Origin of the sequence: Elioraea thermophila (ex Habib et al. 2022) (assembly GCF_003336755.1) — a bacterium.
Taxonomy (GTDB): Bacteria; Pseudomonadota; Alphaproteobacteria; order Acetobacterales; family Acetobacteraceae; genus Elioraea; species Elioraea thermophila.
On record NZ_QMDI01000002.1, the window covers coordinates 45,836 to 69,123 of the forward strand.

Below are 23,288 nucleotides of genomic sequence, written 5' to 3' on the forward strand. Positions count from 1 at the left end.
GGGCAGAGACGCGCGACCTCCCCACACCACGCACGCGCGAGCATGACGAACACCGTCTCCTACATCCCGCCCCGTCCCGATCCGCGCCTTCCCCCGCCGCGGATCAACCTCTTCTCCGACACCCAGACGAAGCCCACACCCGCGATGCGGGAGGCGATGGCGCGGGCGGAGGTCGGCGACGAGCAGTTCGGCGACGACCCCACCGTGTGGGCGCTGTGCGACCGGATGTGCGCGCTCCTCGGCACCGAGGCGGCCGTCTTCCTCCCTTCGGGGACGATGGCGAACCAGATCGCCATTCGCGTGCATTGTCGGCCGGGCGACGAGATCCTGGCCCACGAGACGGCGCACATCGTCACCTCCGAACACGGCGGGCCCTGGGCCAACGCGGGCGCGGCCGTGCGCGGCCTGCCCGGCGAGCGGGGGATCTTCTCCGCCGAGACTTTGCGCGCCGCGATCCGCCCCAAGAGCCGCTACGCCCCGCCGCAGAGCCTCGTGTCGGTCGAGCAGACGGCGAACATCGCGGGCGGCACGGTGTGGCGGGCGGAGGAGCTCGCCGCCGTGGTCGAGGTCGCCCGCGCGGCAGGGCTCGCCACCCATATGGACGGGGCGCGGCTGATGAACGCCGCCGTCGCGCTCGGGGTGCCGGCGGCCGCGCTCGCGCGCGGCTTCGACAGCGTCTGGCTCGACTTCTCCAAGGGGCTCGGCGCGCCGGTGGGTGCCGTGCTGTGTGGCTCGCGCGCCTTCATCGACGAGGCTTGGCGGTGGAAGCAGCGCATGGGCGGGGCGATGCGCCAGGCGGGCGTGATCGCCGCCGCCTGCCTCCATGCGCTCGACCATCACGTGGCGCGCCTCGCCGAGGATCACGCCAACGCCCGGCTGTTCGCGGACAGGCTCGCCGCGATCGAGGGCGTGACGGTGCAGCCCCCCGAGACCAACCTCGTGTTCTTCGACCCCAGCGGGGCGGGGCTCAGCCCCGAAGCGCTCGCCGCCCGGCTTGCTCAGCGCGGCATCCGCATCAGCGTGCTCGGCGGACGCTGCCGGGCCGCCACCCATCTCGACGTCACGGCAGCGATGGTGGAGGAGGCGGCGGCCGAGATCCGCGCTATCCTTGGCGGCTGAACGACGAGGGAGGGAAGGGCCATGCCCGAGGGAACGAGGCTCGCCGAACGACGGCTGAAGGTCGAACGCGAGGGGGCGGTCGCGATCGTCACCCTGAACCGGCCGGAGGCGCGCAACGCCCTCTCCTTCGCCCTGCTCGAGGACCTGGAGGCGGAGTTCGCCCAGCTCAGGGGCGATGCGGCCGTCCGGGCCGTCGTCCTGGCCGGCGAGGGCCCGGCCTTCTGTGCGGGGCACGACCTGCGCGAGCTCACCGCCCATCGGGCGGATGCGGACGGAGGAAGGGCCTTCTTCCAGGCCACGATGGCGAAGTGCGCGGCGGTGATGCAGGCGCTCGCCACCCTGCCGCAGCCGACCATCGCCGCCGTCGAGGGAATCGCCACCGCCGCCGGCTGCCAGCTCGTCGCCACCTGCGATCTCGCGGTGGCGGGGGAGGGGGCGAAGTTCTGCACGCCCGGCGTGGCGATCGGCCTCTTTTGCGCCACGCCGGCGGTCGCCCTCTCGCGCGCCGTCTCGCGCCGGCACGCGCTCGAGATGCTCTACACCGGCGACATGGTGGATGCCGCGCACGCGCACCGCATCGGCCTCGTCAACCGCGTCGTCGCCCAGGGGCTTGCGCTCGCCGAAGCGAAGGCGCTCGCGCAGCGCATCGCCGCGAGGCCGGCCTCCGTCGTGCAGGGCGGCAAGGCGGCGTTCCTGCGCCAGGAGGGCCGCCCGCTGGCCGAGGCCTATCGCGATGCCGCCTGCGTCATGGTGGAGCAACTCCTCGACCCTGCCGCCATCGAGGGCATCGGTGCCTTCCTGGAGAAGCGGCAGCCGAACTGGCCCTAGGGGCGCAGAAGCCCCCGGGCGAGGGCGAAGGCGGCGCGGACGGACGCGAGGCGCACGGCGGTACGGTCACCGGCGAACAGGTGCCGCTCGATCCGCGCTTCGCCCCCGGCCCTGGTGAGCCCGGCGAGGAAGACGAGGCCCACGGGCTTGGTCGCCGTCCCGCCGCCGGGTCCGGCGATCCCGGTCACCGCCAGCGCGACCTCGGCCCGCGAACGGGCAAGCGCGCCGCGCACCATCGCCTCCGCCACCTCGGCGGATACCGCACCGACGCGCGCGATCATGGCCGGGTCGACCGCGAGCAGGTCGCTCTTCGCCGCGTTCGAGTAGGTGACGAAGCCCCTCTCCACCACGTCGGAAGAACCCGGGATGGCGGTGAGCACGGCGGCGATCAGCCCGCCCGTGCAGGACTCCGCGGTGGCGAGCCTCAGCCCCGCACGGCGGAACTCCGCGAGCAGGGCCTCGGCGTCGGCGAGCAAGGTGTTGTCGATCATGGAAAGAGGCTCGGGGGTGAAACCAATCCCAACAGGAGCAGGACGAGCGCGGCGAGCGCGCCGGCGACCAGGTCGTCCAGCATCACCCCCCGTGCACCGGGCTGACGGTCGGCCCAGCCGACGGGGCCGGGCTTGGCGATGTCGAACAGGCGAAACAGGGCGAAGGCGGCGGCGACCCCCGCCCACCCGAACCCCGCAAGCCCGGCGAGCGCCAGCCACTGCCCGGCTGCCTCGTCGATCACGATCCAATCTGGGTCGGGCTCGTCGCTGCGGGCGAGTTCCGTCGCCACCGCCCACCAGCCGATGAGCCCGATCAGCCCCGCCCCGGCCAGCACGGCGAGCGGCCCGGCGAAGGCGAGTAGCGCCGCGCCCGGGACGAGGGCGACAAGGGAGCCCCAGGTGCCCGGGGCGGGGCGAAGGAAGCCGACCCCGAACAGGGAGGCGATGGGTCGCGTCACGGCTGGGCGGCGATCCAGGCATCGACCGCCGGCGCGATCGCGGGCTCGGACAGGGTGGGTGCGTGGCCCACGCCGCCGAGCACGATCTCCTCGAGATCGGGCTTCACTTCCTTCATCCGCCGCGCCGTCGCCTCCGTCAGCACGTCCGATGCACCGCCGCGCACGACCAGCACCGGGAGATGGGCGAGCGCGCCGAACAGCGGCCAGAGGTCGCGCCCCACCCCTTCCTCCAGCGTGCGCACGATCCGCGGGTCCCACACGCTGCGCCAGGTGCCATCGGGGGCTTGGGCGACGGTGAGGGCGGCGAACTCCCGCCACTCCTCGGCGGTGGCGAGCGACAACCAGGGCAGAGTGAGCCGCAGCCAGGCGGCGGCCTCCTCGAGCGAGGGGAACACGTGCGCGCGGCCGACCAGCGCCTTCACCGCCGCCAGCCCCGCGCTCCCGACCTCGGGGCCGATGTCGTTGAGCAGCACGGCGGAGACGAGGCGAGGGCGCGCCGCCGCCATCCCCATCGCGAGCAGCCCCCCCATCGAGGTGCCGATGACGACGACACGAGGAAGATGCAGCGCGGCACAGAGGTCGAGCACGTCGGCGAGCATCCGCTCCGGCCGATACCGCCGCCAGTCGCTGGCACGGTCCGAGAGCCCCCGCCCGACGTAATCGAGTGCCACGACCAGCCGGTCCGTCGCATGGCGGGCGGCGAGGCGGGCGAAATCCCCGCCCGTGCGCACGAGCCCCGGCAGGCACAGGAGCGGCGTGCGCCCGGTCGGCTCGCCCCAGAGCCGCACCGCGAGCCCGAGCCCGTCGGCGGCGGAGAGGCGGACGAGGCGGGGGCTCACGCCGCCCGCGCGGTATCCGACACCAAGGCGGGCAGGTCGGCGAGCGAGGCGATCACCGCTGCCGGCGGCGCCCAGGCGAATTCGCCGCGCCCGCGCCGGGCGCGATCGAGCCAGACCGCGGTGAGCCCCGCCGAGGCCGCCCCCGCCACGTCCCACGGGTGGGCGGAAACGTAGAGGATGTCGGCCGGTGCGAGCCCGAAGCGGGCCGGGGCGAGCGCGTAGACCGCCGGCGCCGGCTTGAACGAGCCCGTCGGTTCGGCTGAGAGGAGGGCATCGAACAGGGCGTAGAGGCCGCCCGCCTTCGCCGCCGCCACCAGCATGGAGACGGAGGCGTTGGAGAGGAGGGCGAGCGGGCGGCCGCGCGCCTCGCGCAGCGCGACCAGGGCGGGGCGAACATCGGGGAAAGGCGGGGCCTGCAGCATGCCCTGCATCAGCCGCGCGCGCAGCAGCGGGTTGGCGGGGAGCCCGAGCGCGCTCATCGCGTGATCGAGCGCCTCCCCGGTCAGTTCCCACAGATCGGTGCGCCGGCCGGTGAGCTGGGACATCCAGGCGTACTCGAAGCGCTTGGCTTCCCACAGCGCGGCGAGAGGGCCCGTCGCCTCGCCCAGCGCATCGGCGGCGAAGCGGACCGCCCCGGCACTGTCGAACACCGTGCCGTGCCCGGACAGCACGATCGCCTTCGCGCCCGCCAAGCTCCCGCTCATCGCCGCATCGCCAAAACGGGGTGGGGAGAGCCCGAGCTCCCCGCCCGCGCCTCGTAAACGGTCACGCTCTCGATCACCCGCATCACGTAGTTGCGGGTTTCGGAGAACGGGATGAGCTCGATCCAATCAAGGGGGTCGATCTCGCCCACGCGCGGGTCGCCGAACTGGCCGAGCCACTGCCGCACCCGATGCGCCCCGGCGTTGTAGGCGGCGAGGGCGAGAGGCACGGCGCGGTCGAATTCCTCGAGCCGCTTGGCGAGATAGGCGGTGCCGAGGATCATGTTGGGCAGGGGCTCGAACAGGCGGTTGGCGAGCGAAGGCTCGCCGAGTTCGCGCGCCATTGCCCGCGCGGTCGCCGGCATCAGCTGCATCAGCCCCCGCGCGCCGGCGGGGCTGACCGCGGCGACCTCGAAGTTGCTCTCCTGGCGCATCAGGGCCAGTGCGAGCGGCGTTTCCACCCCGGGCGGCGGGGAGTACGGGGCGGGCCAGCCGGCCTCCGGCAGCAGCGTGCCGTGGCGGGCCTGCACACGGCGCGCGATCCACACCGCCGTGTCGGGCTGGCCGAGGCGGGAGGCGAGGCGGGCGGCGAGCGCACGGTCGCCATCGTCGGGGGCGAGGTCGGCGAGCCGGAGCAGGAGCTGGCGGCTTCGTCGCGCATCACCGATCTCGGCGAGGAAGACGGCGGCGCGGGCGAGATCGCGCCGCTCCCACAGGGCGGCGTGGTCCGGATCGGGCAGGGGGTCGGTCGCGGCGCGGATCCGGGCCCGAAGCTCCGCCTCGCTCTCGCCGGCGGCGAGCGCGCCGAGCTGACCGTAGAAGGTGAAGGGGAAGCGGGCCGCCTCCTCCCAAGCGGCGCGCGCCTCCGCCTCGCGCCCGGCGGCGAGCAGGGCGCGGCCCCGCCAATAGGCGCCGCGCGCGCGGCTGATCGAGGCGGTGGCGGCGCGCTCGAGGGCGGCGAAGTGGCGGAGCGCGCGCTCGGGCTCGCCCGCGCGCCGCAGCGCGATCCAACCGGCGAGGAACTCGGCCTCGAGGAAGGCGACGCCGTCGCGGGGCGCAAGGCCGTGCGCGGCGGCGAGACGGTCGGCCAAGCGGTCCTCGCGCAGGCGGATCAGGCGGCGAATGACGATCTGCCGTTCGTCCCAAAAGGCCTGCAGGCGGGGCGGGCCGGCGGCGGCCTGGGCGGCCGCACCGGCCTCCAGCCAGAAGCGGGCGGCCTCGAGGTCGCGATCCTGGCGGCGCAGGCTGCGCGCGCGCTCGAGGAAGACGATCGGGTCGTTGCGCAGTTCCGGGGCGAAGCCGAACTCGCCTTCGGAACCGGCGAGTGCCTCGAGCCGCGCCCGGGCGACGGCCTGGCGACGCGCATCGAGGAGCGGAACCATGCGGCGAAACCCCTCGGCGTCGCGCGCCCAGGCGAGGCGATCGGCCCGCGCCGCATGGTCATCGGGACGCAGCGAAGTGCCCCAGCGGTCGAGGAAGGCGCGCTCCTCGGCGGGGTTGGCCGGGAGATCGACCCAGGCGGCGCGGCGCTGGAGGGCTGCGTCGGCAGCGCGGCCGGCGGACTCCAGGGCCTCGGCGAAGCGAAGCCGCCCGGCGACCGTCTGCGGCGGGTGGTCGGTGAACCAACGACGGACCGCGGCATCGTCCGGCAGGGCGGCATGCGCCTCCTCGGCGCGGCGGAGTAAAGCAGGGCCGGCCGGCCAGTCCGGATGCTCGGCGAGGAAACGGGCGAGCTCGCTAGCGCTGGCCGGCCCGCCCTGGAGCCTCAGCCAGGTGATGGCGGTCGCGGCCGCCGTGTCGGTGCAGGCGCGCGTCTCGAAGGCGCGCCCGGCGGAGGCGGCGGCCAGCGCGGCACGACAGCCGGGATCGAGCCCCTGAGCCGCAGCGACGGCAGGGACGAGCCAGCCGAGAAGCGCGAGACTCGCGCGGACCCTCATGCCTCCGGTTGTATGGTTCGGGACCGGCACGGCACAAGCGCGGCCTGCGCGCGCGCCGGGTGGACAGGGGCGGCCGCGCGGTCCAGGGTGAACGACAGGGTCAGGAACGAACGGGCGAGACCATGCGCTTCAGGGGCTCCTTCGTCGCGCTCATCACACCGATGCGGCGCGACGGGTCGATCGACGAGAAGGCCTTCCAGGACTTCGTCGCGTGGCAGATCGCAGAAGGCACGCACGGGTTGGTGCCCGTCGGCACCACGGGGGAATCGCCCACTCTCAGCCATGCCGAGCACAAACGGGTGGTGGAGCTCTGCATCGAGGCGGCGGCAGGGCGGGTGCCGGTGATGGCGGGGACGGGGTCGAACAGCACGGAGGAGGCGATCGACCTCACGCGGCACGCGAAGAAGGCCGGGGCGGATGCGGCACTCGTCGTCACCCCCTACTACAATCGCCCGACCCAGGAGGGGCTTTACCTGCACTTCAAGGCGATCGCAGAAGCCGTTGATATTCCGATTTTCATATACAACATTCCGGGGCGGAGCGCGGTCGACATGACGGTCGAGACGATGGCGCGGCTGGCGAAGATCCCGAACATCGTCGGGGTGAAGGACGCCACCGCCAACCTCGCCCGCCCGCTGGCCCAGGCGCGCGCCTGCGGCCCCGAGTTCATCCAGCTCTCCGGCGAGGATCACACCGCGATCGCCTTCAATGCCGCGGGCGGGGTGGGCTGCATCTCCGTCACCGCCAACGTCGCCCCGCGGCTTTGCGCCGAGATGCAGACCGCCTGGGCCGAAGGCGACGTGAAGCGCGCGATGGCGATCCAGGCGCGGCTTGCGCCCCTGCACGATGCGATGTTCTGCGAGACCTCGCCAGGGCCGGTGAAATACGCCGCCCACCTGCTCGGCAAGTGCGAGGAGACGGCACGGCTGCCGCTCGCCCCCCTCGCGGAGGCCTCGCGCGCCAAGGTGCGGGCCGCCCTCGTCGAGGTGGGGTTGTTGAACTGAGGCGTCCTTGGCCAAGGACGGTAAATCGGGGCTTATCGCGCACGGCGTGGTGGCGCAGAACCGCAAGGCGCGCCACGACTACGCGATCAAGGAGACGATCGAGGCCGGGATCGTCCTCAAGGGCCCGGAAGTGAAGAGCCTCCGCCACGGCCGCGCCACGCTGTCCGAAGCCTGGGCGGGCGAACGCGACGGAGAGCTCTGGCTGTTCAACGCCTACATCCCCGAATATCAGGGGGGCGTGCTGTCGCGCTTCGAACCGCGCGCGCCGCGCAAGCTCCTCGTGCACAAGAAGCAACTCCGGAGCCTGATCGGCGCGGTGACGCGGGAGGGGGCGACGCTGGTGCCGCTGCAGATCCACTTCAACGAGCGCGGCCTGGCGAAGGTCCTGCTCGGCTTGGCGGAAGGCAAGAAGAAGGCGGACAAGCGCGAGGCGATCAAGGAGCGCGACTGGCAGCGCGAGAAGGCGCGGCTGTTGCGCGCCCGGGGCTGAGACATGCTTGCCGCACGCGGGTGGAGCCGGTTTTTCACTCGTCGCGCGAGCATTGCGGCGCTATACGCTTCGGTTACGGGTTCGGGCGCAGTCTCGGATCCGGCTCGTCGGCCGATCGTGGCAGGTTCGGTGTGATGCAGCGCACTGGCCACCGCACCCCACCGATTCGACCGTCCAGTCCGCAGTGAAGGATCACCACCGAATGCCGCGGTCGCGCCTCGTTGCCCCCGTTCTCGGCCTCGCGCTCGTCGTCGCCGGCTGCGCCACCGTCCCGCCCGAGTCGGACCCGGAGGCGAGGGCGGAGTATTTCGAGCGCAACGACCCGCTCGAGCCGCTCAATCGCGCCGTCTTTGCCGTCAACGAGGCGTTCGACCATCTGCTGTTCCGCCCCGCCGCCGAGGCTTATCGGATTTTCGTCCCCCGCCCCGTCCGCACCGGCATCGGCAATGTGCTGGACAACCTTCTGGTGCCGAAGACCGCCGCCAATCAGCTGCTGCAGGGACGGGCGGACGAGGCAGCGGCCTCCGCGGCCCGGTTCATCATCAACTCCACGCTCGGCGTGTTGGGCATCTTCGACGTCGCCTCCGAGATGGGAATCGAACCTCGGTTCGAGGATTTCGGCCAGACGCTCGCGGTCTGGGCCGGCACCACGAATGGCGGCCCCTATCTCGTGCTGCCGATCCTCGGCCCCTCCAACCTGCGCGACACCTTTGCCCTTCCCATCGATGTCGCCATGGATCCCTGGACCTGGATCGGCCAGGGCGATCAGGTGCGGGCGCTGCGCACCGGCCGTACCGTGACGCAGGCGATCGACACCCGCGAACAGTTCATCGAGGCGGGGGATGCGCTGCGCGCGCAAAGCCTCGATTTCTACGCCGCGCTCCGCTCGGTCTACCAGCAGCGGCGGGAGCGCGACATTCGCAACGAGGGCAGGCCGCAGGTCCGCCGCTTCTTCGACGAGCGGTGACCGTCCGGTCCCCGGCAGGCGGGCCGCCCGCAGGCGCATTGAGGAGGAATGCACGACATGAGACTGCATCGACGCGGCTTGGTGGCCGGCCTTGCCGGGGTTCTTCTTCTCGCCCCCACCGCCCGGGCGAATACGCCCGAGGCGGCGGCCGCCTTCATCGAATCGCGTGGCACGGCGCTGAAAGAGGTGCTCGACAGTGACACCCCCCTTGCCGAAAAGCGCGAGCGCATGGCCGAGATCCTGCGCGAGGCGGTGGACGTGCGCGGGGTGGCACAGTTCGTGCTGGGGCGGCATTGGCGCACGGCGAGCGAGGCCGAACGGGCGGAATACCTGCGCTTGTTCGAGGCGACCCTGATCCGCAATCTCTCCGCCCGCTTCGGTGAATTGCGCGGCCTGAGGTTCACCGTGTCGCGATCGCAGCCGCGCGGCGAGGAGGGCGTGCTGGTGACCACCATGGTCGAGCAGCCCGGCCAGGCGCCGGTGCAGCTCGACTGGCTGGTCTCCTTCGCTTCCGGCCGCCCGCTGATCGTCGATCTCGTCGCCGAAGGAACCTCGCTGCGCATCACGCAACGGTCGGAATACAGCGCGGTGATCCAGCGCGGCGGCGGCCGGGTCGGCGCCCTGCTGGACGCGATGCGCCAGCAGTTGAGCGCCCTCGAGCAGCGGGAACTGGCGCAGAAGTGACGCCGGCGCCCCGCACCGGCGCCCCCTTCGTTCAATCCCGCCAGAACGGTTCGCGGTCGAGGAACTCCTCCCAGGCCTCGGCGGCATCTTCGCGCGCGGTCGCCGCCCCGCGCGCGACCCAGCCCTCGACGATGCCGATCGCCCGCGCCCGCGCCGTCTCCTTCGCCGTCACCGCCTCGAGCAGCGCGCCGGCCACCGCCCCGTCGTTGAGGTGGCCGAGCGCGTCCTGCAAGGCGGCGAGGCTCTTGAGGAACCGGCGCACCTTCTTCTCCGGGTAGAGCGGAGCGAAGAGCTCGCCCGCGTAGCGCAGCCGCTTGGCGTCGATGCGAAGCGCGTGCAGGGCGGGGATGTCGAGGGCGGCGAAACCCTCGCCGTCGCGCCGGATCCGCTTGTAGCGCTTGTCCAAGGCGGCGACGGCGAAGGCGCCGAGCGGACCGTCGAGCAGGGCGGCCCGAGCCTCCGCCGCTTCGCCCTCCTCGGCGAGGTTCCGCCAGGGCCGCTCCGCCAGCGCGAGCGCAACGTCGAGCAGGAACAGACGGAAGCCAGGCCCCTCGAGCAGGGCACGCACGGCGCGATAGGCCTGCGCGCGCGCCTCCAGCGCCGCCTTGCCGAGGCCCAGGATCTCCCGCCGCTCCGCGAAGGCCTCGCGCACCGGGGGAAAGGTTTCGGTGAGGAAGACGTCCCAGTCGCGGGCCGGGCCGAGGGTGCGGGCGATCTCGCCCGCCCGCGCCTTGAGCTCGTCCATCACCGGGCAGGCGATGGCCGCCTTGAACACCGTGATCACCGACCGAAGCCGCCGGATGGCGACGCGCGACTGGTGCACGCCCTCCGGGTCCTTGCCCTCGGCCGCGACGGGGCCAGCGCCGGCAAGCGCGAGGGCGAGGTGGCCGATGGCGCGAATCGCGCCCTCCTCGACCGTCTCAGCCGCGGCCAGGTCAGGCGCGCCGCGCCGCAACGGCCGGGCGGGCAGGCCGAGGGCAAGGGCACGCGCCTCCTCACCAAGGCTGACATGCGGCACGGCAAGCGGGACGGTTTCGGTGAGCGCACGCAGGAGTGTCGCGACCTCCGCCCGGGCCGAGGCGGGCGCGCTCAGCCGCACACGGGCGAAGGGGCGTTCGGCCGCTAGGGTCCTGAGATGCCCAGCATGCAGGGTGAGGGTCAGCGGGGTGGGGCCACCGAGCCGGATCTCGGTACGCTTGCCGACCGCCGCGGCGAGGGCGGAGAGCGGGGCGGGGTCGATGCCGGCGAGGGCGGCTTGATCGAGCACCGCCGGGCCGACCGGCCCGACGGAAGGTGCCTCGGCCAGCACCGGCAGCGGCCGGGCGGGATCGAGCCGGTCGGCGGAACCCGGCAGGATCCGCTCCAGCCGCTCCACCCTGCTCCTCCCACGCGTCTCCAGCACGACCAGGACGCCGGCCTCGGCGAGACGCCCATCGGCCGCATCGTGCCAGAGGAGGGTGACGGAAGAGGAGCGTGCCCGGCCCTCGCGCCGTCGCGCGATGGCAGGGTGGCGCAGCAGCGCGGGCACGGCGGAGGGGTCGAGGCGGAACTCGAAGATTTCGGCCGGCTCGCTCTGGGAGGCGGAACCGGCCGTGTGCGGCGTGTCCGCCTCGTCGGACGGGGTGGTCAGGACGCGTGTTGGCGCAGGTCGCGCGGGCATAGGAAGCGAACCAGTCTTCCCCCGCCCGGCTCGAGCCCCCACCAGGGCGTGGCGATGGCGAACTCGGCCAGTGCCCCGGTGGGGAATTTCTCGGCGAGCCTCAGCGCATCGGGGTCGCGCCGGGCCATGGCGGCGGGGCCGATCAGCGCGAGGGCGAGGTTGTGCAGGCCCGGGTTGTGGCCGATCACCAGCACGCTGCGCGCGGTCTCGGGCACGGCGTGCAACAGGTCGAGGATCTTCTGGTCGGAGGCGAGATAGAGCGACTCGAGCGCGTCCACCACCGGGGCCTCGTCGAAGGGCTCGATCAGCGCGAGGGTCTCGCGCGTGCGCCGCGCGGTGGAGACGAGCACGATGTCGGGATCGAGGCCGAGGGCGCGCATCTCCGCCCCCATCGCGGCTGCATCGGCCTGGCCGCGCGGGGCGAGCGGCCGGTCGTGATCCGGCAGCGAGGGATCGTCCCAGGACGACTTGGCATGGCGAAGGAGCAGAAGCTGACGCATCGTCTGGTCGCGGCCCGTACGGATCCCCGAGCTGGGACCATCGCATGAAATCGCCGTTCCGTCTGCCCCGCGGGACCGCATCACACCTCTGTGGGCAGGCGGTCGCCGCCCACGCTGGCCCGACCATGTAACGGTTGAGTGACGATCACCAAGGCAGAGAGGGATCGGTCAGTCGGCATGACGGGGCGAGTTCTCGTGTTCGGCGCGACGGGAGGCATCGGCGGCGCGCTGGCGCGGCGTCTCGTCCGCGAGGGCGTGGCGGTGCATCTCTCCGGTCGCGATGGCGAGAGGCTCGCTGCCCTGTCGGCGGAGCTCGGGGTTCCTGCCACCGCGGCCGATGTGTGCGACGAGGCGAGCCTCGCCCGGGTGGTGACCGAGGCGGCGGCGGGAGGGACGCTCGGTGGGCTCGCGTTCTGCGTGGGCTCCATCGTGCTGAAGCCGCTCGCGCGCGCGACCGTCGAGGATCACCTAACGGCCTATCGACTGAACGTGGTGGCCGCCGCCCGTGCCGTCGCCCTCGCCGCACCCGCGCTGAAAGCCGGGCAGGGGGCGGTGGTGCTGTTCAGCTCCGTCGCCGCCCGCGCGGGTTTCCCGAACCACGGCGTGATCGGCCCGGCCAAGGCGGCGGTCGAGGGGCTCGCCGTCGCACTCGCCGCCGAGCTCGCCCCGCAGGTTCGGGTGAACGCGATCGCCCCCTCGCTGACCCGGACCGGGATCGCAAGACCGCTGACGGAGAACGAGGCTCTCGCGAAGGCGATCGCCGCCCATCATCCCATTCCTCGCCTCGGTGAGCCGGAGGACGTGGCCGCGCTTGCCGCCTTCCTCCTCTCATCGGAAGCCTCCTGGATCACCGGCCAGGTGTTCGCCGTCGATGGCGGCCGTTCCACCGTGAGGACGAAGTCATGATCGGACGACGCCCGCTGCTCGCTGCCCTTCCTGCCCTCGCCCTCGTTCCCGTCGGTCCGGCTTGGGGTGCGGTGCCGCCGGACAACCGCCTCGCCTTCCGGGTGACGCGCAACGACAGCCCGATCGGCAGCCACGTGCTCGATTTCACGCCGCAAGGCGAGCGCGTCGAGGTGCGGATCACGATCGACCTCGCCGTGCGGTTCCTCGGCCTCGTCGCCTATCGCTACCGGCATCGCAACACGGAGCTGTGGGAGCACGACCGGCTGCTCTCCATCGACAGCGAAACGGACCGCAACGGCCGCCCCTATTGGGTGCGGGCGCGGGCGGTGGCTGACGGGATCGAGGTCGAGGGCTCGCAGTCCGGCGCCTATCGCGCCCCGCCCGACGCCACCTCGACCTCGTACTGGCACGCCCGCTTCCTCCGCTCGCGGGTGATCGACACCCAGGGCGGGCGGCTCCTTTCCACCCGCATCGAGCCCGTGGAGGAGGAGATCGTGCCGGCGGGGGCGGGGATGCGCCCCGCCCGCCGCTTCCGCGTGACGGGGGATCTCACTCTCGACATCTGGTACGACGCCGACGGCGTGTGGTCGGGGCTGCTGTTCACCGGCGAGGACGGCTCGACCATCCGCTACGTGCGGACCTGAGGGCCGGCACCGTCGGCGGGGGAGGGGACGGTGACGGAGGCGACGGGCGGGGCGCTTCGGGTCGTGCTCGGCGACCAGTGCTCGCGCACGATCGCCTCGCTCGCCGGGCTCGATCCCACGCGCGACGTGGTGCTGATGGCCGAAGTGGTGGGCGAGTGCACCTATGTGCGCCACCACCCGCAGAAGATCGTGCTCGTGCTCTCCGCCATGCGGCACTTCGCCCGCGCGCTCGCCGCCCGCGGCGTGCGGGTCGATTACGTCCGGCTGGACGATCCCGCCAACACCGGCACGCTGGCGGGCGAGGTGGCGCGGGCGGTGCAGCGCCATCGGCCCTCGCGCATCATCGCCACCCATCCGGGCGAGTGGCGCGTGCACGAGGACATGCTGGGGTGGGAGCGGGCCACCGGGGTGCCGGTCGACGTCCGCGAGGACGACCGCTTCCTCTGTCCGCTTCCCTGGTTCCGCACCTGGGCCGAAGGTCGGCGCAGCCTGCGCATGGAGTTCTTCTACCGCGAGATGCGCCGTCGCACCGGGATCCTGATGGAGGGCGACGAGCCGGCCGGCGGGCGGTGGAACTTCGACGCCGAGAACCGCAAGCGTCTGCCGAAGGATCTCGCCGTTCCTGCACCGTATTGTGCCAAGCCCGATGCGATCACGCGCGAGGTGATGGCCCTCGTCGCCGAGCGGTTCCCGAACCACTGGGGCAGGCTCGACACCTTCGCCTGGCCGGTGACCGCGCGCGAGGCGGAAGCGGCACTCGAGCGTTTCATCGCCGAACGGCTGGCGCGGTTCGGCGACTACCAGGACGCGATGGCGGCGGGCGAGGCGACCTTGTTCCACTCGCTGCTCTCCACCTCGCTCAACGTCGGCCTTCTCCTGCCGGGCGAGGTGTGTCGCCGCGCCGAGGCCGCCTGGCGGGCGGGCAAGGCGCCGCTGAACGCGGTGGAGGGCTTCATCCGCCAGATCCTCGGCTGGCGCGAGTACGTGCGCGGTCTCTACTGGGTGCAGATGCCGGGCTACAAGGCGTTGAACGTTCTTGAGGCGGATCGTTCCCTGCCCGGGTTCTACTGGACGGGGGACTCGGGCATGGCGTGCATCGACGCCGTGGTGCGCCAGACGCACGAGCTCGCCTATGCGCATCACATCCAGCGGCTGATGGTGACGGGGAACTTCGCCCTTCTCGCGGGGATCCACCCGGAGGAGATCAACGAGTGGTACATGGCGGTGTACGCCGATGCCTTCGAATGGGTGGAGCTTCCCAACACCCACGGCATGGCGATCCATGCCGACGGCGGCATCATGGCCTCCAAGCCCTATGCCGCCTCGGGCAAGTATATCGCGCGGATGAGCGACTACTGCGCGGGCTGCCGCCACGACGTCGAGCGCGCGACCGGGGAGGGGGCCTGCCCGTTCAACTTCCTGTACTGGGACTTCCTCGCCCGCCACCGCCCGCGCTTCGAAGCCAACCCCCGCATGGCGCAGATGTACCGCACGCTCGACCGCATGGACCCGGCCCGGGTGGCGGCGCTGCGGCGCGAGGCGGCGGCCTTTCTCGACCGCGTTGCGCCGCGTCGGCGCGCTGCGGCGGAGCGGGCGGCGTGAGGGTCCGGGTTGCGCACGCTGTGCGGGAGCGTCGTTGGCGCGTGGCGGAGGGGTTGGTGGCCGAGCCTCGCAGCGCCGTCGGTTCAGCGGATCACTTGATGGCGCCGCCGGTTTGGTGACCGGGAAAGCCTTTTGCGTTGCGCAGCCTGATGTTCCGGTTTTGACCCCCTGAAGAACGGGTCTGCTTCTGAACCGAATTTTTTGTGGGGGTCAACTGGTTGGAATTTGAGTTTTGACCCCCTGAAGAACGGGTCTGCTTCTGAACGCCGTCGTCCAACGGATCATCCAGTGCTCCGACGGGGGTTTTGACCCCCTGAAGAACGGGTCTGCTTCTGAACTCCGCCTCTACCCCAAAGCCCCTCGACGAGCGTCGGTTTTGACCCCCTGAAGAACGGGTCTGCTTCTGAACCCCGCGTTCGAATACAAGGCAGCCTCTGGAAAGCGGGTTTTGACCCCCTGAAGAACGGGTCTGCTTCTGAACGCCCCGCGGACGCTGCAAGGGCGATCACCGAGTTTTGACCCCCTGAAGAACGGGTCTGCTTCTGAACGGACGTGGCCGGCGTTCCCGAGGACGTGCGCGAAATGTTTTGACCCCCTGAAGAACGGGTCTGCTTCTGAACCTGCCGTGTGGCGGGCTACCTTCCAGGCGTGACGCGTTTTGACCCCCTGAAGAACGGGTCTGCTTCTGAACGCCAGCAACCCACGCGCCATCTACGGCGCCAAAGGGTTTTGACCCCCTGAAGAACGGGTCTGCTTCTGAACGTAGACGCGGCAAGGGCAATCGCCGAAGCCGGGTTTTGACCCCCTGAAGAACGGGTCTGCTTCTGAACCATCCTCGGCCCAAAGTATGGCGTCGGCCAGGCCGTGTGGTTTTGACCCCCTGAAGAACGGGTCTGCTTCTGAACCCTGTCACCGCCGACATCGCTTGGGCGCGGCACGTTTTGACCCCCTGAAGAACGGGTCTGCTTCTGAACACGTTCCAAACTTCGAATACACGACAACGTCGGGGTTTTGACCCCCTGAAGAACGGGTCTGCTTCTGAACTGTTGCCGTTGAGCCCTACGGAGACGATCTCATCATGTTTTGACCCCCTGAAGAACGGGTCTGCTTCTGAACTGCAGGCTCTGCTTGAAGCGGTGGGGCTGAAGGTTTGTTTTGACCCCCTGAAGAACGGGTCTGCTTCTGAACGCCGACATGGCGGTGGAGTTCTGGGCACGGCGCGAGGGGTTTTGACCCCCTGAAGAACGGGTCTGCTTCTGAACCGATTCCATCATCAGTCTAACCAGGCAAGGAGTTTTGACCCCCTGAAGAACGGGTCTGCTTCTGAACGGTCGCCGCCTGGTTCGACGCGAGCCACCCCAAGCACGGTTTTGACCCCCTGAAGAACGGGTCTGCTTCTGAACGAGCGACCGCGTCGCCCAGGCGGTCGCCGCCTGGTTCGGTTTTGACCCCCTGAAGAACGGGTCTGCTTCTGAACTCCGGTGTTTGAATACAAGGCCGCTTCAGGGAAGCGGGTTTTGACCCCCTGAAGAACGGGTCTGCTTCTGAACTGTTGCAAAGGCGAAACATTTCATGGAGCATTTCGGGTTTTGACCCCCTGAAGAACGGGTCTGCTTCTGAACTGTTGCGAGTGCGGAATGATGATCGTTGCGAAAGTGGGTTTTGACCCCCTGAAGAACGGGTCTGCTTCTGAACCCTATCGACAACGAGACGACTGAGCAGCGACTTGAGTTTTGACCCCCTGAAGAACGGGTCTGCTTCTGAACGCGCCGCGCTGGGCAGTGGCCGCCGCCCGGTCCTGGGTTTTGACCCCCTGAAGAACGGGTCTGCTTCTGAACCGCGGCCTGCGGCTCATCAACGTCGACATCGTGGAGTTTTGACCCCCTGAAGAACGGGTCTGCTTCTGAACACCGACTTGTAGCGATCAATCCGCAGCGCGATGTCTGTTTTGACCCCCTGAAGAACGGGTCTGCTTCTGAACCCCACCGCCGTCCGCGACAACGAAGGCCGCGTCATGTTTTGACCCCCTGAAGAACGGGTCTGCTTCTGAACGCGCCTTTGCGCGGCACTGGGACCGCGTCGGCCCGTTTTGACCCCCTGAAGAACGGGTCTGCTTCTGAACCCGCCCCACGAGGCGTCACTTTTTCTCGGTGCGGTCGTTTTGACCCCCTGAAGAACGGGTCTGCTTCTGAACGAAAGGAGGAAAAGATGAGGATTCAGACTCTTGAGGGTTTTGACCCCCTGAAGAACGGGTCTGCTTCTGAACGGCGCGGCTGTTGGCCGCGCTGCCGTCCCACGCGTTTTGACCCCCTGAAGAACGGGTCTGCTTCTGAACGGGAGATAAAATGAGACTGAAGGCAGCTATAGTGGTTTTGACCCCCTGAAGAACGGGTCTGCTTCTGAACACGACCAATGAAAACATAGCAGATATGCGCGGGGGGTTTTGACCCCCTGAAGAACGGGTCTGCTTCTGAACCAAAATCAGTGAGATGACCCTGCCAGAAAGGGCAGTGTTTTGACCCCCTGAAGAACGGGTCTGCTTCTGAACCGCGGCTCACGCTGCCGCAGTCGCCGCCGGAGTTGGGTTTTGACCCCCTGAAGAACGGGTCTGCTTCTGAACGAATGTGTCTTTTTACAAATTTTGCGGAGACGGCCTGTTTTGACCCCCTGAAGAACGGGTCTGCTTCTGAACAAGAATTGTGATGGAAAATATGCAGTAGTCTTTTGTTTTGACCCCCTGAAGAACGGGTCTGCTTCTGAACGTTGATCGAGAAAAGGAGGCCGTTATGGTTTCTGTTTTGACCCCCTGAAGAACGGGTCTGCTTCTGAACTCATGATTTTGAACGCGCCCTCATCGTCAGACGCGGGTTTTGACCCCCTGAAGAACGGGTCTGCTTCTGAACGACTAGCGGGCTCGCCCCAAACTTGCAAGCCCCGTGGTTTTGACCCCCTGAAGAACGGGTCTGCTTCTGAACCGCGTGAAGAGCGCTATACTCTGCGCGTCATCAACGGTTTTGACCCCCTGAAGAACGGGTCTGCTTCTGAACCCCCGTGCCAGTCGGTGCGGGGCTTTTCTTTTGGTTTTGACCCCCTGAAGAACGGGTCTGCTTCTGAACGCCAGACCGAGCGGAGGACGCACATGGAACAAAATGTTTTGACCCCCTGAAGAACGGGTCTGCTTCTGAACCATACTACACACGTCACACCGTCAGAAGCTATCCTGGTTTTGACCCCCTGAAGAACGGGTCTGCTTCTGAACAAAAGCTTGTAGGGGCGGCGGTTTGGGATTTCTGTTTTGACCCCCTGAAGAACGGGTCTGCTTCTGAACCGGGCTCTCCGAGGACTATCCCTTTCGCCCCTACGTTTTGACCCCCTGAAGAACGGGTCTGCTTCTGAACCTCATGAGCAAGCACAACGAGCCCGAGATTGTTCGTTTTGACCCCCTGAAGAACGGGTCTGCTTCTGAACTCCCGCCTGAGGTCAGGGATTGGGTTCTCGAGTTTTGACCCCCTGAAGAACGGGTCTGCTTCTGAACCAGTCGGGGCATCGGACAATAACGAGGGCACGGGCAGTTTTGACCCCCTGAAGAACGGGTCTGCTTCTGAACGCGAAGGCAAGGAGGGTAGAATGGACTACTATGCGGTTTTGACCCCCTGAAGAACGGGTCTGCTTCTGAACGAATGGCAAGCCGAAATCGAGAAGTTCCTCGAGGAGTTTTGACCCCCTGAAGAACGGGTCTGCTTCTGAACTTACGGGGCGCGGGGGACAGAGCACCAAGGGATCCCGTTTTGACCCCCTGAAGAACGGGTCTGCTTCTGAACAACCAAGACCCGCCAAACGCCCTGGTCGCCTCAGGGTTTTGACCCCCTGAAGAACGGGTCTGCTTCTGAACAAGTTCGGCCCGGTCGAAACCATCGACAAGACCGGGTTTTGACCCCCTGAAGAACGGGTCTGCTTCTGAACCCTGCCAGTGCTGAAAGCCGAACACTGGCATTGGTTTTGACCCCCTGAAGAACGGGTCTGCTTCTGAACGTTCTTGAGCGCCATGGCTACGCCTTGGCGCATGTTTTGACCCCCTGAAGAACGGGTCTGCTTCTGAACCGGTGAGGTCCGATACTACACGGGCGATCTTGCGTTTTGACCCCCTGAAGAACGGGTCTGCTTCTGAACGAAGCGGTAGGACTGAAGCCCAACGGGGCACGGCCGTTTTGACCCCCTGAAGAACGGGTCTGCTTCTGAACGCGCCAGAGGCACGGAACACCAAGGGGTTCCCTTGGTTTTGACCCCCTGAAGAACGGGTCTGCTTCTGAACGCCTTGGCGCATTGGGACACAATCCATCGGGTGGCGTGTTTTGACCCCCTGAAGAACGGGTCTGCTTCTGAACAACGCCGAGCACATCGATACGGAGGGTCGGTTCCGGCGTTTTGACCCCCTGAAGAACGGGTCTGCTTCTGAACGTGTTGGCCAGCGGCGAGACGCCAACAGCGGATGAGTTTTGACCCCCTGAAGAACGGGTCTGCTTCTGAACCTCGGCGCCGTTGCCGACATGGCGGCTGACACTGCGCGTTTTGACCCCCTGAAGAACGGGTCTGCTTCTGAACCTGATGAGGAATGGCAGGCTTTGGAGAGCCGTGCGTTTTGACCCCCTGAAGAACGGGTCTGCTTCTGAACGTCAGAGGCGCTGACATAGTGCCCCCGTCACCATGTTTTGACCCCCTGAAGAACGGGTCTGCTTCTGAACGACACGTTTGAAGGCGACAATCAGTGAGATGACCCGTTTTGACCCCCTGAAGAACGGGTCTGCTTCTGAACAATACGCCGCCCGCGATGTTAAGTTTTTTACGTTTTGACCCCCTGAAGAACGGGTCTGCTTCTGAACTCGATATGGCGGCAAGACAGAAGCCGTTGACAATGTTTTGACCCCCTGAAGAACGGGTCTGCTTCTGAACCTCATAGGGGCAGCGGTTTGGGACTTCTTTTGGGGTTTTGACCCCCTGAAGAACGGGTCTGCTTCTGAACCATCCGGGCTGTTTCACACAGCCCATGTCACGCCGGTTTTGACCCCCTGAAGAACGGGTCTGCTTCTGAACCTCCGCCGCCAGCGACCCCCACGCGGCCGAGCGGGTTTTGACCCCCTGAAGAACGGGTCTGCTTCTGAACGGGCCGGCCGTCCGGGCCATTCTGGCGGCCGGTGGTTTTGACCCCCTGAAGAACGGGTCTGCTTCTGAACTGACTGAAAGGGCGGCAGTTATCGGGACCGCGTTCGTTTTGACCCCCTGAAGAACGGGTCTGCTTCTGAACCAGAAGCTGGCGGATGCCTACGCCGGGGTCAAGCGTTTTGACCCCCTGAAGAACGGGTCTGCTTCTGAACCCCGCCAGGGGGTCAAGGTCACCGACAGGGTCGCCCGTTTTGACCCCCTGAAGAACGGGTCTGCTTCTGAACCGACGGCTGGGCAGAGGGTCGCTGGGCTCGGCGGTTTTGACCCCCTGAAGAACGGGTCTGCTTCTGAACGAGATCATCCGGCAGCTGGTTGTGCACGGCATCCGCGTTTTGACCCCCTGAAGAACGGGTCTGCTTCTGAACGCGGCGGGCCGTCATCATGGCGGCGCAGGGTTTTGACCCCCTGAAGAACGGGTCTGCTTCTGAACCGGACGGGCCGGCGGGCGAACCGAGGAGGGACCGATGGGTTTTGACCCCCTGAAGAACGGGTCTGCTTCTGAACCCAGTCCATCATCGACGGCTGGGCAGAGGGTCGCTGGTTTTGACCCCCTGAAGAACGGGTCTGCTTCTGAACAACCGAGGAGGGACCGATGGAGCGAGCCATCGAGTTTTGACCCCCTGAAGAACGGGTCTGCTTCTGAACAAGCCTGGGGTCAAGGTCACCGACAGGGTCGCCCAGTTTTGACCCCCTGAAGAACGGGTCTGCTTCTGAACCCCTCCGCCCCGAAAAGACCAACCCTGTCAAAGACCTCCAAGAGGCGGTCGCAGCACCGCGCCATCGTTGCGATGTCGTCATCGCCCAGACCGAGACCGAACGCGTCGCAACCCAGCCGCCGGTCCCCCACTCAGGATTTCACCAAGCAGGGGATGGCGTCCATCACCGAAAACGACGCCCGACGGCAACGGCGCCCCGATCACCACCACGTCCGGCCGCTCCGGCACGGGCCAAGCCCGAACATCGTCGCGACGCGGATCGATCCGCTCCGCCACCCCACGCCAGACGCGGGCGAACTCGGCTTCCGTCCACGCCGCCAGGAACAGCGAGTATTGCACGCGGATCGCGTGCTTCTCCAGCCACGCCGCAACCCGGCGCAGCCGCCGGGGAGAGGCGATGTCGTAGCCGATGAGCCAAACCCGTCTGTGACGCACCCCCTCCCTCCCTAGACGTCATCCGCCAGAAGGCCGGCGAGCCGAGAGAGGAGCTGCGCGCAACCGGCCTCCAGGCCTTGGCGTTCGAATTCATGCAGCAGCAGGCGCCGTGCGCGGGAATCGGGGGCTCCGTCGCCGCCGAAGACGACCAGCCGAGCGAGCCCCGGCAGCCGCGGGCCGAAGCACCACGCGAGGATGCGCCCCATCTCCTCGGCGAGCGCCATGCCGCCGGTGCGACGGCACAGGAAACGCGGGCCGACACCGCGCCGCGCGAGTTCGGCGGCCACCAGCCCGGCGGCGAGCCCGGCGAGGTATCGCCACACGGCCTCGGCCTTGGCGGGGTCCGGGCAAGCGGCCAGGATGGCGCGACGCAAGACGGCCGGGTGAGGCTGAGGAAGCGCTTCGGCCCCCGTGTACTGACTTAGGGCGGCCACCGCGGCGCGCGCCTCCTCGGCACGCAGGAAGTCGGAGAGCCGGTGGCGGAAGCCGGGCACCGCCGCCGCCATGTCGATGAGGCCGGCCAAGTCACGACGATGGGCAGGAACGCGCGCAGGCAGGAGGGTCCCAAGCCACTCCCCACGCGGCGTGTGGAAGAGAACGGGAACGCCACTCTCGAGACAGGCCGCGAGTGCCTCGGTGCGCCACTGCACCCGCGTGCCGTGCACAGCCACCCGGCCGAGGCGGGGGAGCGGGGCGAAGACGTCCGCCACCCCCTGCCGGCGCAGGCGAAGGGCAGGGCCTTCGAGCAGCACCGCGACCGGACGTTCGGAACCGTCAAGATGCAGGCTCTGCAGCATCGCCCTTCTCCCACGGCAGGTCGGCGGCGGCCTGCCGGCAGGCGGCGACGAGGGGCCGGAGGCCACGACGGAGGGCACGGCGCAGCGGCGCGGCGGCAGCTTCCCACGCCGTGTAGAAGGCCAGCCGCCCGGCCTTGCCGAGCAGCACCGCCTCCCCGTCGCGCGTGAAGTGCGGCTTGCGCAGCGTCTCTTCCGCGAACAGCCGCCAGACGAAGTGATCGATGGGGCCGCGCATCGGCTCGACCAGGTCGCAGGCCAACGACGCGCGGCCGGGAGCAAGCGCATGCAGGAAGCCGATCGCCGGATCGAGCCCGGCGAGCTGCGCCTCGCGCACCGCCTCGGCGTGCGCCAGGGTATAGGCGAGGGACAGCACGGCATTGACCGGGTCGCGCGGGGGGCGGCGGTTTCGCCCCGAAAACGCGAGAGACGGCGGGAACAGGGCGGCAAGGGCCGCGAAGTGGGCGGCGGCAGCCGCGCCCTCGAGGCCGGAGAGAGTGGCGGCATCCGGCGGCGGACGAAGCCGGAGGGTGGCAAGAGTGTCTCGGAGGGCAGCGAGACCGCGGCTGAGAGGCAGACGCCGGTCCGGGCGTCGGGCGAGGGCGGCGCTCAGCGTGCGCGCCTGGGCCAGCAGTTTCCGGCGCACGATCACGCGGGCGACGGCAAGGCGGGAAACCGGGTCGAGGGCAAGGCGCATCTGGCCCAGACGGATCGCCGCATCGGCATGGGGCCGGCCAAGGATCGTGGCGACCGGCTCGGACCGGCGACCCGACAGCACGAGGAGCCCGGCATCGGCCTCGGCAATGGCGGCGATGGCGGCGGTGGTCAGACGTGCCGGCGCGCGCAGCACCACCCGTTCGACATGCGCGAGGGGAAGCCGCGTGAGGTCGCCGTCCGGCGTGCGGACGAGCAGGGTGCGGGCCTCGCTGTCGATGAGGGCGTCGCGCCGGTCGAGAAACAGCGTGGTCATCGACAGGGCGAGACCTCCGGCACTCAGGCGATGATGAGCACGCGTTGATCGCGCGGCGGGCGGGCGATGCCGAGGCAGCGCGGCGGAGAGCGCGGGTCGAGCCGCAGCGCGATCAGCCGGTCATGACGAGGGTGGATCAGCCCGTCGAGACGACGCAGCAGGGCAAACCGCTCCGCCTCGGTGAGGAAGCACTCATGGGCCGATTTCTGGCCGCCCGACGCAAAGGCGCGGCAGGCGTGCAGGGCGCGGCGAAGGCGCTTGGGCGAGGTGATGTCGTAGGCGAAGACGAACAGGACCCGCTCCGGCATGGCTGAGTCGTTGCG

The 23,288-nt window shown here is 68.8% G+C and carries 20 protein-coding genes and 1 CRISPR repeat array; of the genes, 9 read left to right on the forward strand and 11 right to left on the reverse strand.

Features of this window, described 5'->3' with window-relative positions; translation table 11 throughout:
• Nucleotides 1-42: 42 nt before the first annotated feature.
• Together DWB05_RS02050 and DWB05_RS02055 are read left to right on the forward strand one after the other, a co-directional pair.
• Complete coding sequence (locus tag DWB05_RS02050) at nucleotides 43-1,119, forward strand: threonine aldolase family protein (RefSeq protein ID WP_114374547.1); 1,077 nt, start codon at nucleotides 43-45, stop codon at nucleotides 1,117-1,119.
• Nucleotides 1,120-1,140: 21 nt separating this feature from the next.
• Nucleotides 1,141-1,947, forward strand: a complete 807-nt coding sequence (locus tag DWB05_RS02055) for an enoyl-CoA hydratase (RefSeq protein ID WP_114374549.1) — start codon at nucleotides 1,141-1,143, stop codon at nucleotides 1,945-1,947.
• Here the strand turns inward: DWB05_RS02055 and DWB05_RS02060 are convergent.
• From DWB05_RS02060 to DWB05_RS02080, 5 genes are read right to left on the reverse strand one after another with little or no spacing between them, the layout of a single operon-like run.
• On the reverse strand, nucleotides 1,944-2,438 hold the full coding sequence (locus DWB05_RS02060; protein WP_114374551.1) for a CinA family protein: 495 nt from the start codon (nucleotides 2,436-2,438) through the stop codon (nucleotides 1,944-1,946). The two genes, DWB05_RS02055 and DWB05_RS02060, sit on opposite strands and share 4 nt — an antisense overlap.
• The gene (locus DWB05_RS02065; RefSeq protein WP_114374553.1) at nucleotides 2,435-2,896 is read right to left on the reverse strand and encodes a phosphatidylglycerophosphatase A family protein; all 462 of its coding nucleotides are present in this window, start codon (nucleotides 2,894-2,896) and stop codon (nucleotides 2,435-2,437) included. The genes DWB05_RS02060 and DWB05_RS02065 overlap by 4 nt, the downstream gene beginning before the upstream one ends.
• The gene (locus DWB05_RS02070; protein WP_198669030.1) at nucleotides 2,893-3,735 is read right to left on the reverse strand and encodes an alpha/beta fold hydrolase; all 843 of its coding nucleotides are present in this window, start codon (nucleotides 3,733-3,735) and stop codon (nucleotides 2,893-2,895) included. Before DWB05_RS02070 ends, DWB05_RS02065 begins: the two co-directional genes overlap by 4 nt.
• Nucleotides 3,732-4,439 carry a haloacid dehalogenase type II gene (locus DWB05_RS02075; RefSeq protein WP_114374557.1) on the reverse strand — a complete coding sequence of 236 codons (708 nt, stop codon included), beginning with the start codon at nucleotides 4,437-4,439 and terminating at the stop codon, nucleotides 3,732-3,734. Before DWB05_RS02075 ends, DWB05_RS02070 begins: the two co-directional genes overlap by 4 nt.
• A complete protein-coding gene (locus DWB05_RS02080) occupies nucleotides 4,436-6,373 on the reverse strand; it encodes a lytic transglycosylase domain-containing protein (protein ID WP_114374559.1) in 1,938 nt (645 codons plus the stop codon). The genes DWB05_RS02075 and DWB05_RS02080 overlap by 4 nt, the downstream gene beginning before the upstream one ends.
• 122 nt (nucleotides 6,374-6,495) lie before the next feature.
• On the opposite strand from DWB05_RS02080, the gene dapA reads away from it, so the two are divergent.
• The 4 genes from dapA to DWB05_RS02100 all read left to right on the forward strand — a co-directional run bounded on the left by dapA (nucleotide 6,496) and on the right by DWB05_RS02100 (nucleotide 9,518).
• Complete coding sequence (dapA, locus tag DWB05_RS02085; protein ID WP_114374561.1) at nucleotides 6,496-7,377, forward strand: 4-hydroxy-tetrahydrodipicolinate synthase; 882 nt, start codon at nucleotides 6,496-6,498, stop codon at nucleotides 7,375-7,377.
• 7 nt (nucleotides 7,378-7,384) lie between these two features.
• Nucleotides 7,385-7,867 (forward strand): SsrA-binding protein SmpB, encoded by a 483-nt coding sequence (gene smpB, locus DWB05_RS02090; RefSeq protein WP_114374563.1) that lies wholly within the window; start codon nucleotides 7,385-7,387, stop codon nucleotides 7,865-7,867.
• A gap of 202 nt (nucleotides 7,868-8,069) precedes the next feature.
• Nucleotides 8,070-8,834 (forward strand): MlaA family lipoprotein, encoded by a 765-nt coding sequence (locus tag DWB05_RS02095; RefSeq protein WP_114374570.1) that lies wholly within the window; start codon nucleotides 8,070-8,072, stop codon nucleotides 8,832-8,834.
• Between the two features lie 57 nt (nucleotides 8,835-8,891).
• Nucleotides 8,892-9,518, forward strand: coding sequence for an MlaC/ttg2D family ABC transporter substrate-binding protein (locus DWB05_RS02100; protein WP_232818356.1), 627 nt, complete (start codon nucleotides 8,892-8,894; stop codon nucleotides 9,516-9,518).
• Nucleotides 9,519-9,549: 31 nt separating this feature from the next.
• Here DWB05_RS02100 and DWB05_RS02105 read toward each other — a convergent pair whose 3' ends face one another.
• Nucleotides 9,550-11,178, reverse strand: a complete 1,629-nt coding sequence (locus tag DWB05_RS02105) for a CYTH and CHAD domain-containing protein (RefSeq protein ID WP_157967039.1) — start codon at nucleotides 11,176-11,178, stop codon at nucleotides 9,550-9,552.
• Nucleotides 11,145-11,678, reverse strand: coding sequence for a SixA phosphatase family protein (locus tag DWB05_RS02115; RefSeq protein ID WP_114374576.1), 534 nt, complete (start codon nucleotides 11,676-11,678; stop codon nucleotides 11,145-11,147). The genes DWB05_RS02105 and DWB05_RS02115 overlap by 34 nt, the downstream gene beginning before the upstream one ends.
• 177 nt (nucleotides 11,679-11,855) lie before the next feature.
• Here DWB05_RS02115 and DWB05_RS02120 point away from each other — a divergent pair, with 177 nt between their 5' ends.
• The 3 genes from DWB05_RS02120 to DWB05_RS02130 are packed head-to-tail and all read left to right on the forward strand — an operon-like array spanning nucleotide 11,856 to nucleotide 14,830.
• Entirely contained in the window at nucleotides 11,856-12,584 is a 729-nt protein-coding gene (locus DWB05_RS02120) for an SDR family NAD(P)-dependent oxidoreductase (RefSeq protein WP_114374579.1), read from the forward strand.
• Nucleotides 12,581-13,228, forward strand: a complete 648-nt coding sequence (locus DWB05_RS02125) for a DUF6134 family protein (protein ID WP_114374581.1) — start codon at nucleotides 12,581-12,583, stop codon at nucleotides 13,226-13,228. Before DWB05_RS02120 ends, DWB05_RS02125 begins: the two co-directional genes overlap by 4 nt.
• Before the next feature lie 30 nt (nucleotides 13,229-13,258).
• The gene (locus tag DWB05_RS02130; protein WP_114374583.1) at nucleotides 13,259-14,830 is read left to right on the forward strand and encodes a cryptochrome/photolyase family protein; all 1,572 of its coding nucleotides are present in this window, start codon (nucleotides 13,259-13,261) and stop codon (nucleotides 14,828-14,830) included.
• A gap of 157 nt (nucleotides 14,831-14,987) precedes the next feature.
• Nucleotides 14,988-20,766: a CRISPR direct-repeat array (repeat unit 36 nt; unit sequence GTTTTGACCCCCTGAAGAACGGGTCTGCTTCTGAAC).
• 78 nt (nucleotides 20,767-20,844) lie between these two features.
• Here the strand turns inward: DWB05_RS02130 and cas2 are convergent.
• From cas2 to DWB05_RS02150, 4 genes are read right to left on the reverse strand one after another with little or no spacing between them, the layout of a single operon-like run.
• Complete coding sequence (cas2, locus tag DWB05_RS02135) at nucleotides 20,845-21,201, reverse strand: CRISPR-associated endonuclease Cas2 (RefSeq protein ID WP_114374585.1); 357 nt, start codon at nucleotides 21,199-21,201, stop codon at nucleotides 20,845-20,847.
• An 11-nt stretch (nucleotides 21,202-21,212) separates the two neighbouring features.
• The gene (locus DWB05_RS02140) at nucleotides 21,213-21,998 is read right to left on the reverse strand and encodes a CRISPR-associated endonuclease Cas1 (protein ID WP_114374588.1); all 786 of its coding nucleotides are present in this window, start codon (nucleotides 21,996-21,998) and stop codon (nucleotides 21,213-21,215) included.
• Nucleotides 21,976-22,965, reverse strand: coding sequence for a CRISPR-associated endonuclease Cas1 (cas1, locus tag DWB05_RS02145; protein ID WP_114374590.1), 990 nt, complete (start codon nucleotides 22,963-22,965; stop codon nucleotides 21,976-21,978). The genes DWB05_RS02140 and cas1 overlap by 23 nt, the downstream gene beginning before the upstream one ends.
• Before the next feature lie 23 nt (nucleotides 22,966-22,988).
• Nucleotides 22,989-23,273 carry a CRISPR-associated endonuclease Cas2 gene (locus tag DWB05_RS02150; protein ID WP_114374592.1) on the reverse strand — a complete coding sequence of 95 codons (285 nt, stop codon included), beginning with the start codon at nucleotides 23,271-23,273 and terminating at the stop codon, nucleotides 22,989-22,991.
• Nucleotides 23,274-23,288: the final 15 nt, after the last annotated feature.

Bases quoted from the DNA above. Each gene is read 5' to 3' on its own strand.
- DWB05_RS02050 (WP_114374547.1), top strand. From the start codon at position 43: ATGACGAACACCGTCTCCTACATCCCGCCCCGTCCCGATCCGCGCCTT.
- DWB05_RS02055 (WP_114374549.1), top strand. From the start codon at position 1,141: ATGCCCGAGGGAACGAGGCTCGCCGAACGACGGCTGAAGGTCGAACGC.
- DWB05_RS02060 (WP_114374551.1), bottom strand. From the start codon at position 2,438: ATGATCGACAACACCTTGCTCGCCGACGCCGAGGCCCTGCTCGCGGAG.
- DWB05_RS02075 (WP_114374557.1), bottom strand. From the start codon at position 4,439: ATGAGCGGGAGCTTGGCGGGCGCGAAGGCGATCGTGCTGTCCGGGCAC.
- DWB05_RS02080 (WP_114374559.1), bottom strand. From the start codon at position 6,373: ATGAGGGTCCGCGCGAGTCTCGCGCTTCTCGGCTGGCTCGTCCCTGCC.
- dapA (WP_114374561.1), top strand. From the start codon at position 6,496: ATGCGCTTCAGGGGCTCCTTCGTCGCGCTCATCACACCGATGCGGCGC.
- DWB05_RS02095 (WP_114374570.1), top strand. From the start codon at position 8,070: ATGCCGCGGTCGCGCCTCGTTGCCCCCGTTCTCGGCCTCGCGCTCGTC.
- DWB05_RS02100 (WP_232818356.1), top strand. From the start codon at position 8,892: ATGAGACTGCATCGACGCGGCTTGGTGGCCGGCCTTGCCGGGGTTCTT.
- DWB05_RS02105 (WP_157967039.1), bottom strand. From the start codon at position 11,178: ATGCCCGCGCGACCTGCGCCAACACGCGTCCTGACCACCCCGTCCGAC.
- DWB05_RS02115 (WP_114374576.1), bottom strand. From the start codon at position 11,678: ATGCGTCAGCTTCTGCTCCTTCGCCATGCCAAGTCGTCCTGGGACGAT.
- DWB05_RS02120 (WP_114374579.1), top strand. From the start codon at position 11,856: ATGACGGGGCGAGTTCTCGTGTTCGGCGCGACGGGAGGCATCGGCGGC.
- DWB05_RS02125 (WP_114374581.1), top strand. From the start codon at position 12,581: ATGATCGGACGACGCCCGCTGCTCGCTGCCCTTCCTGCCCTCGCCCTC.
- DWB05_RS02140 (WP_114374588.1), bottom strand. From the start codon at position 21,998: ATGCTGCAGAGCCTGCATCTTGACGGTTCCGAACGTCCGGTCGCGGTG.
- cas1 (WP_114374590.1), bottom strand. From the start codon at position 22,965: ATGACCACGCTGTTTCTCGACCGGCGCGACGCCCTCATCGACAGCGAG.
- DWB05_RS02150 (WP_114374592.1), bottom strand. From the start codon at position 23,273: ATGCCGGAGCGGGTCCTGTTCGTCTTCGCCTACGACATCACCTCGCCC.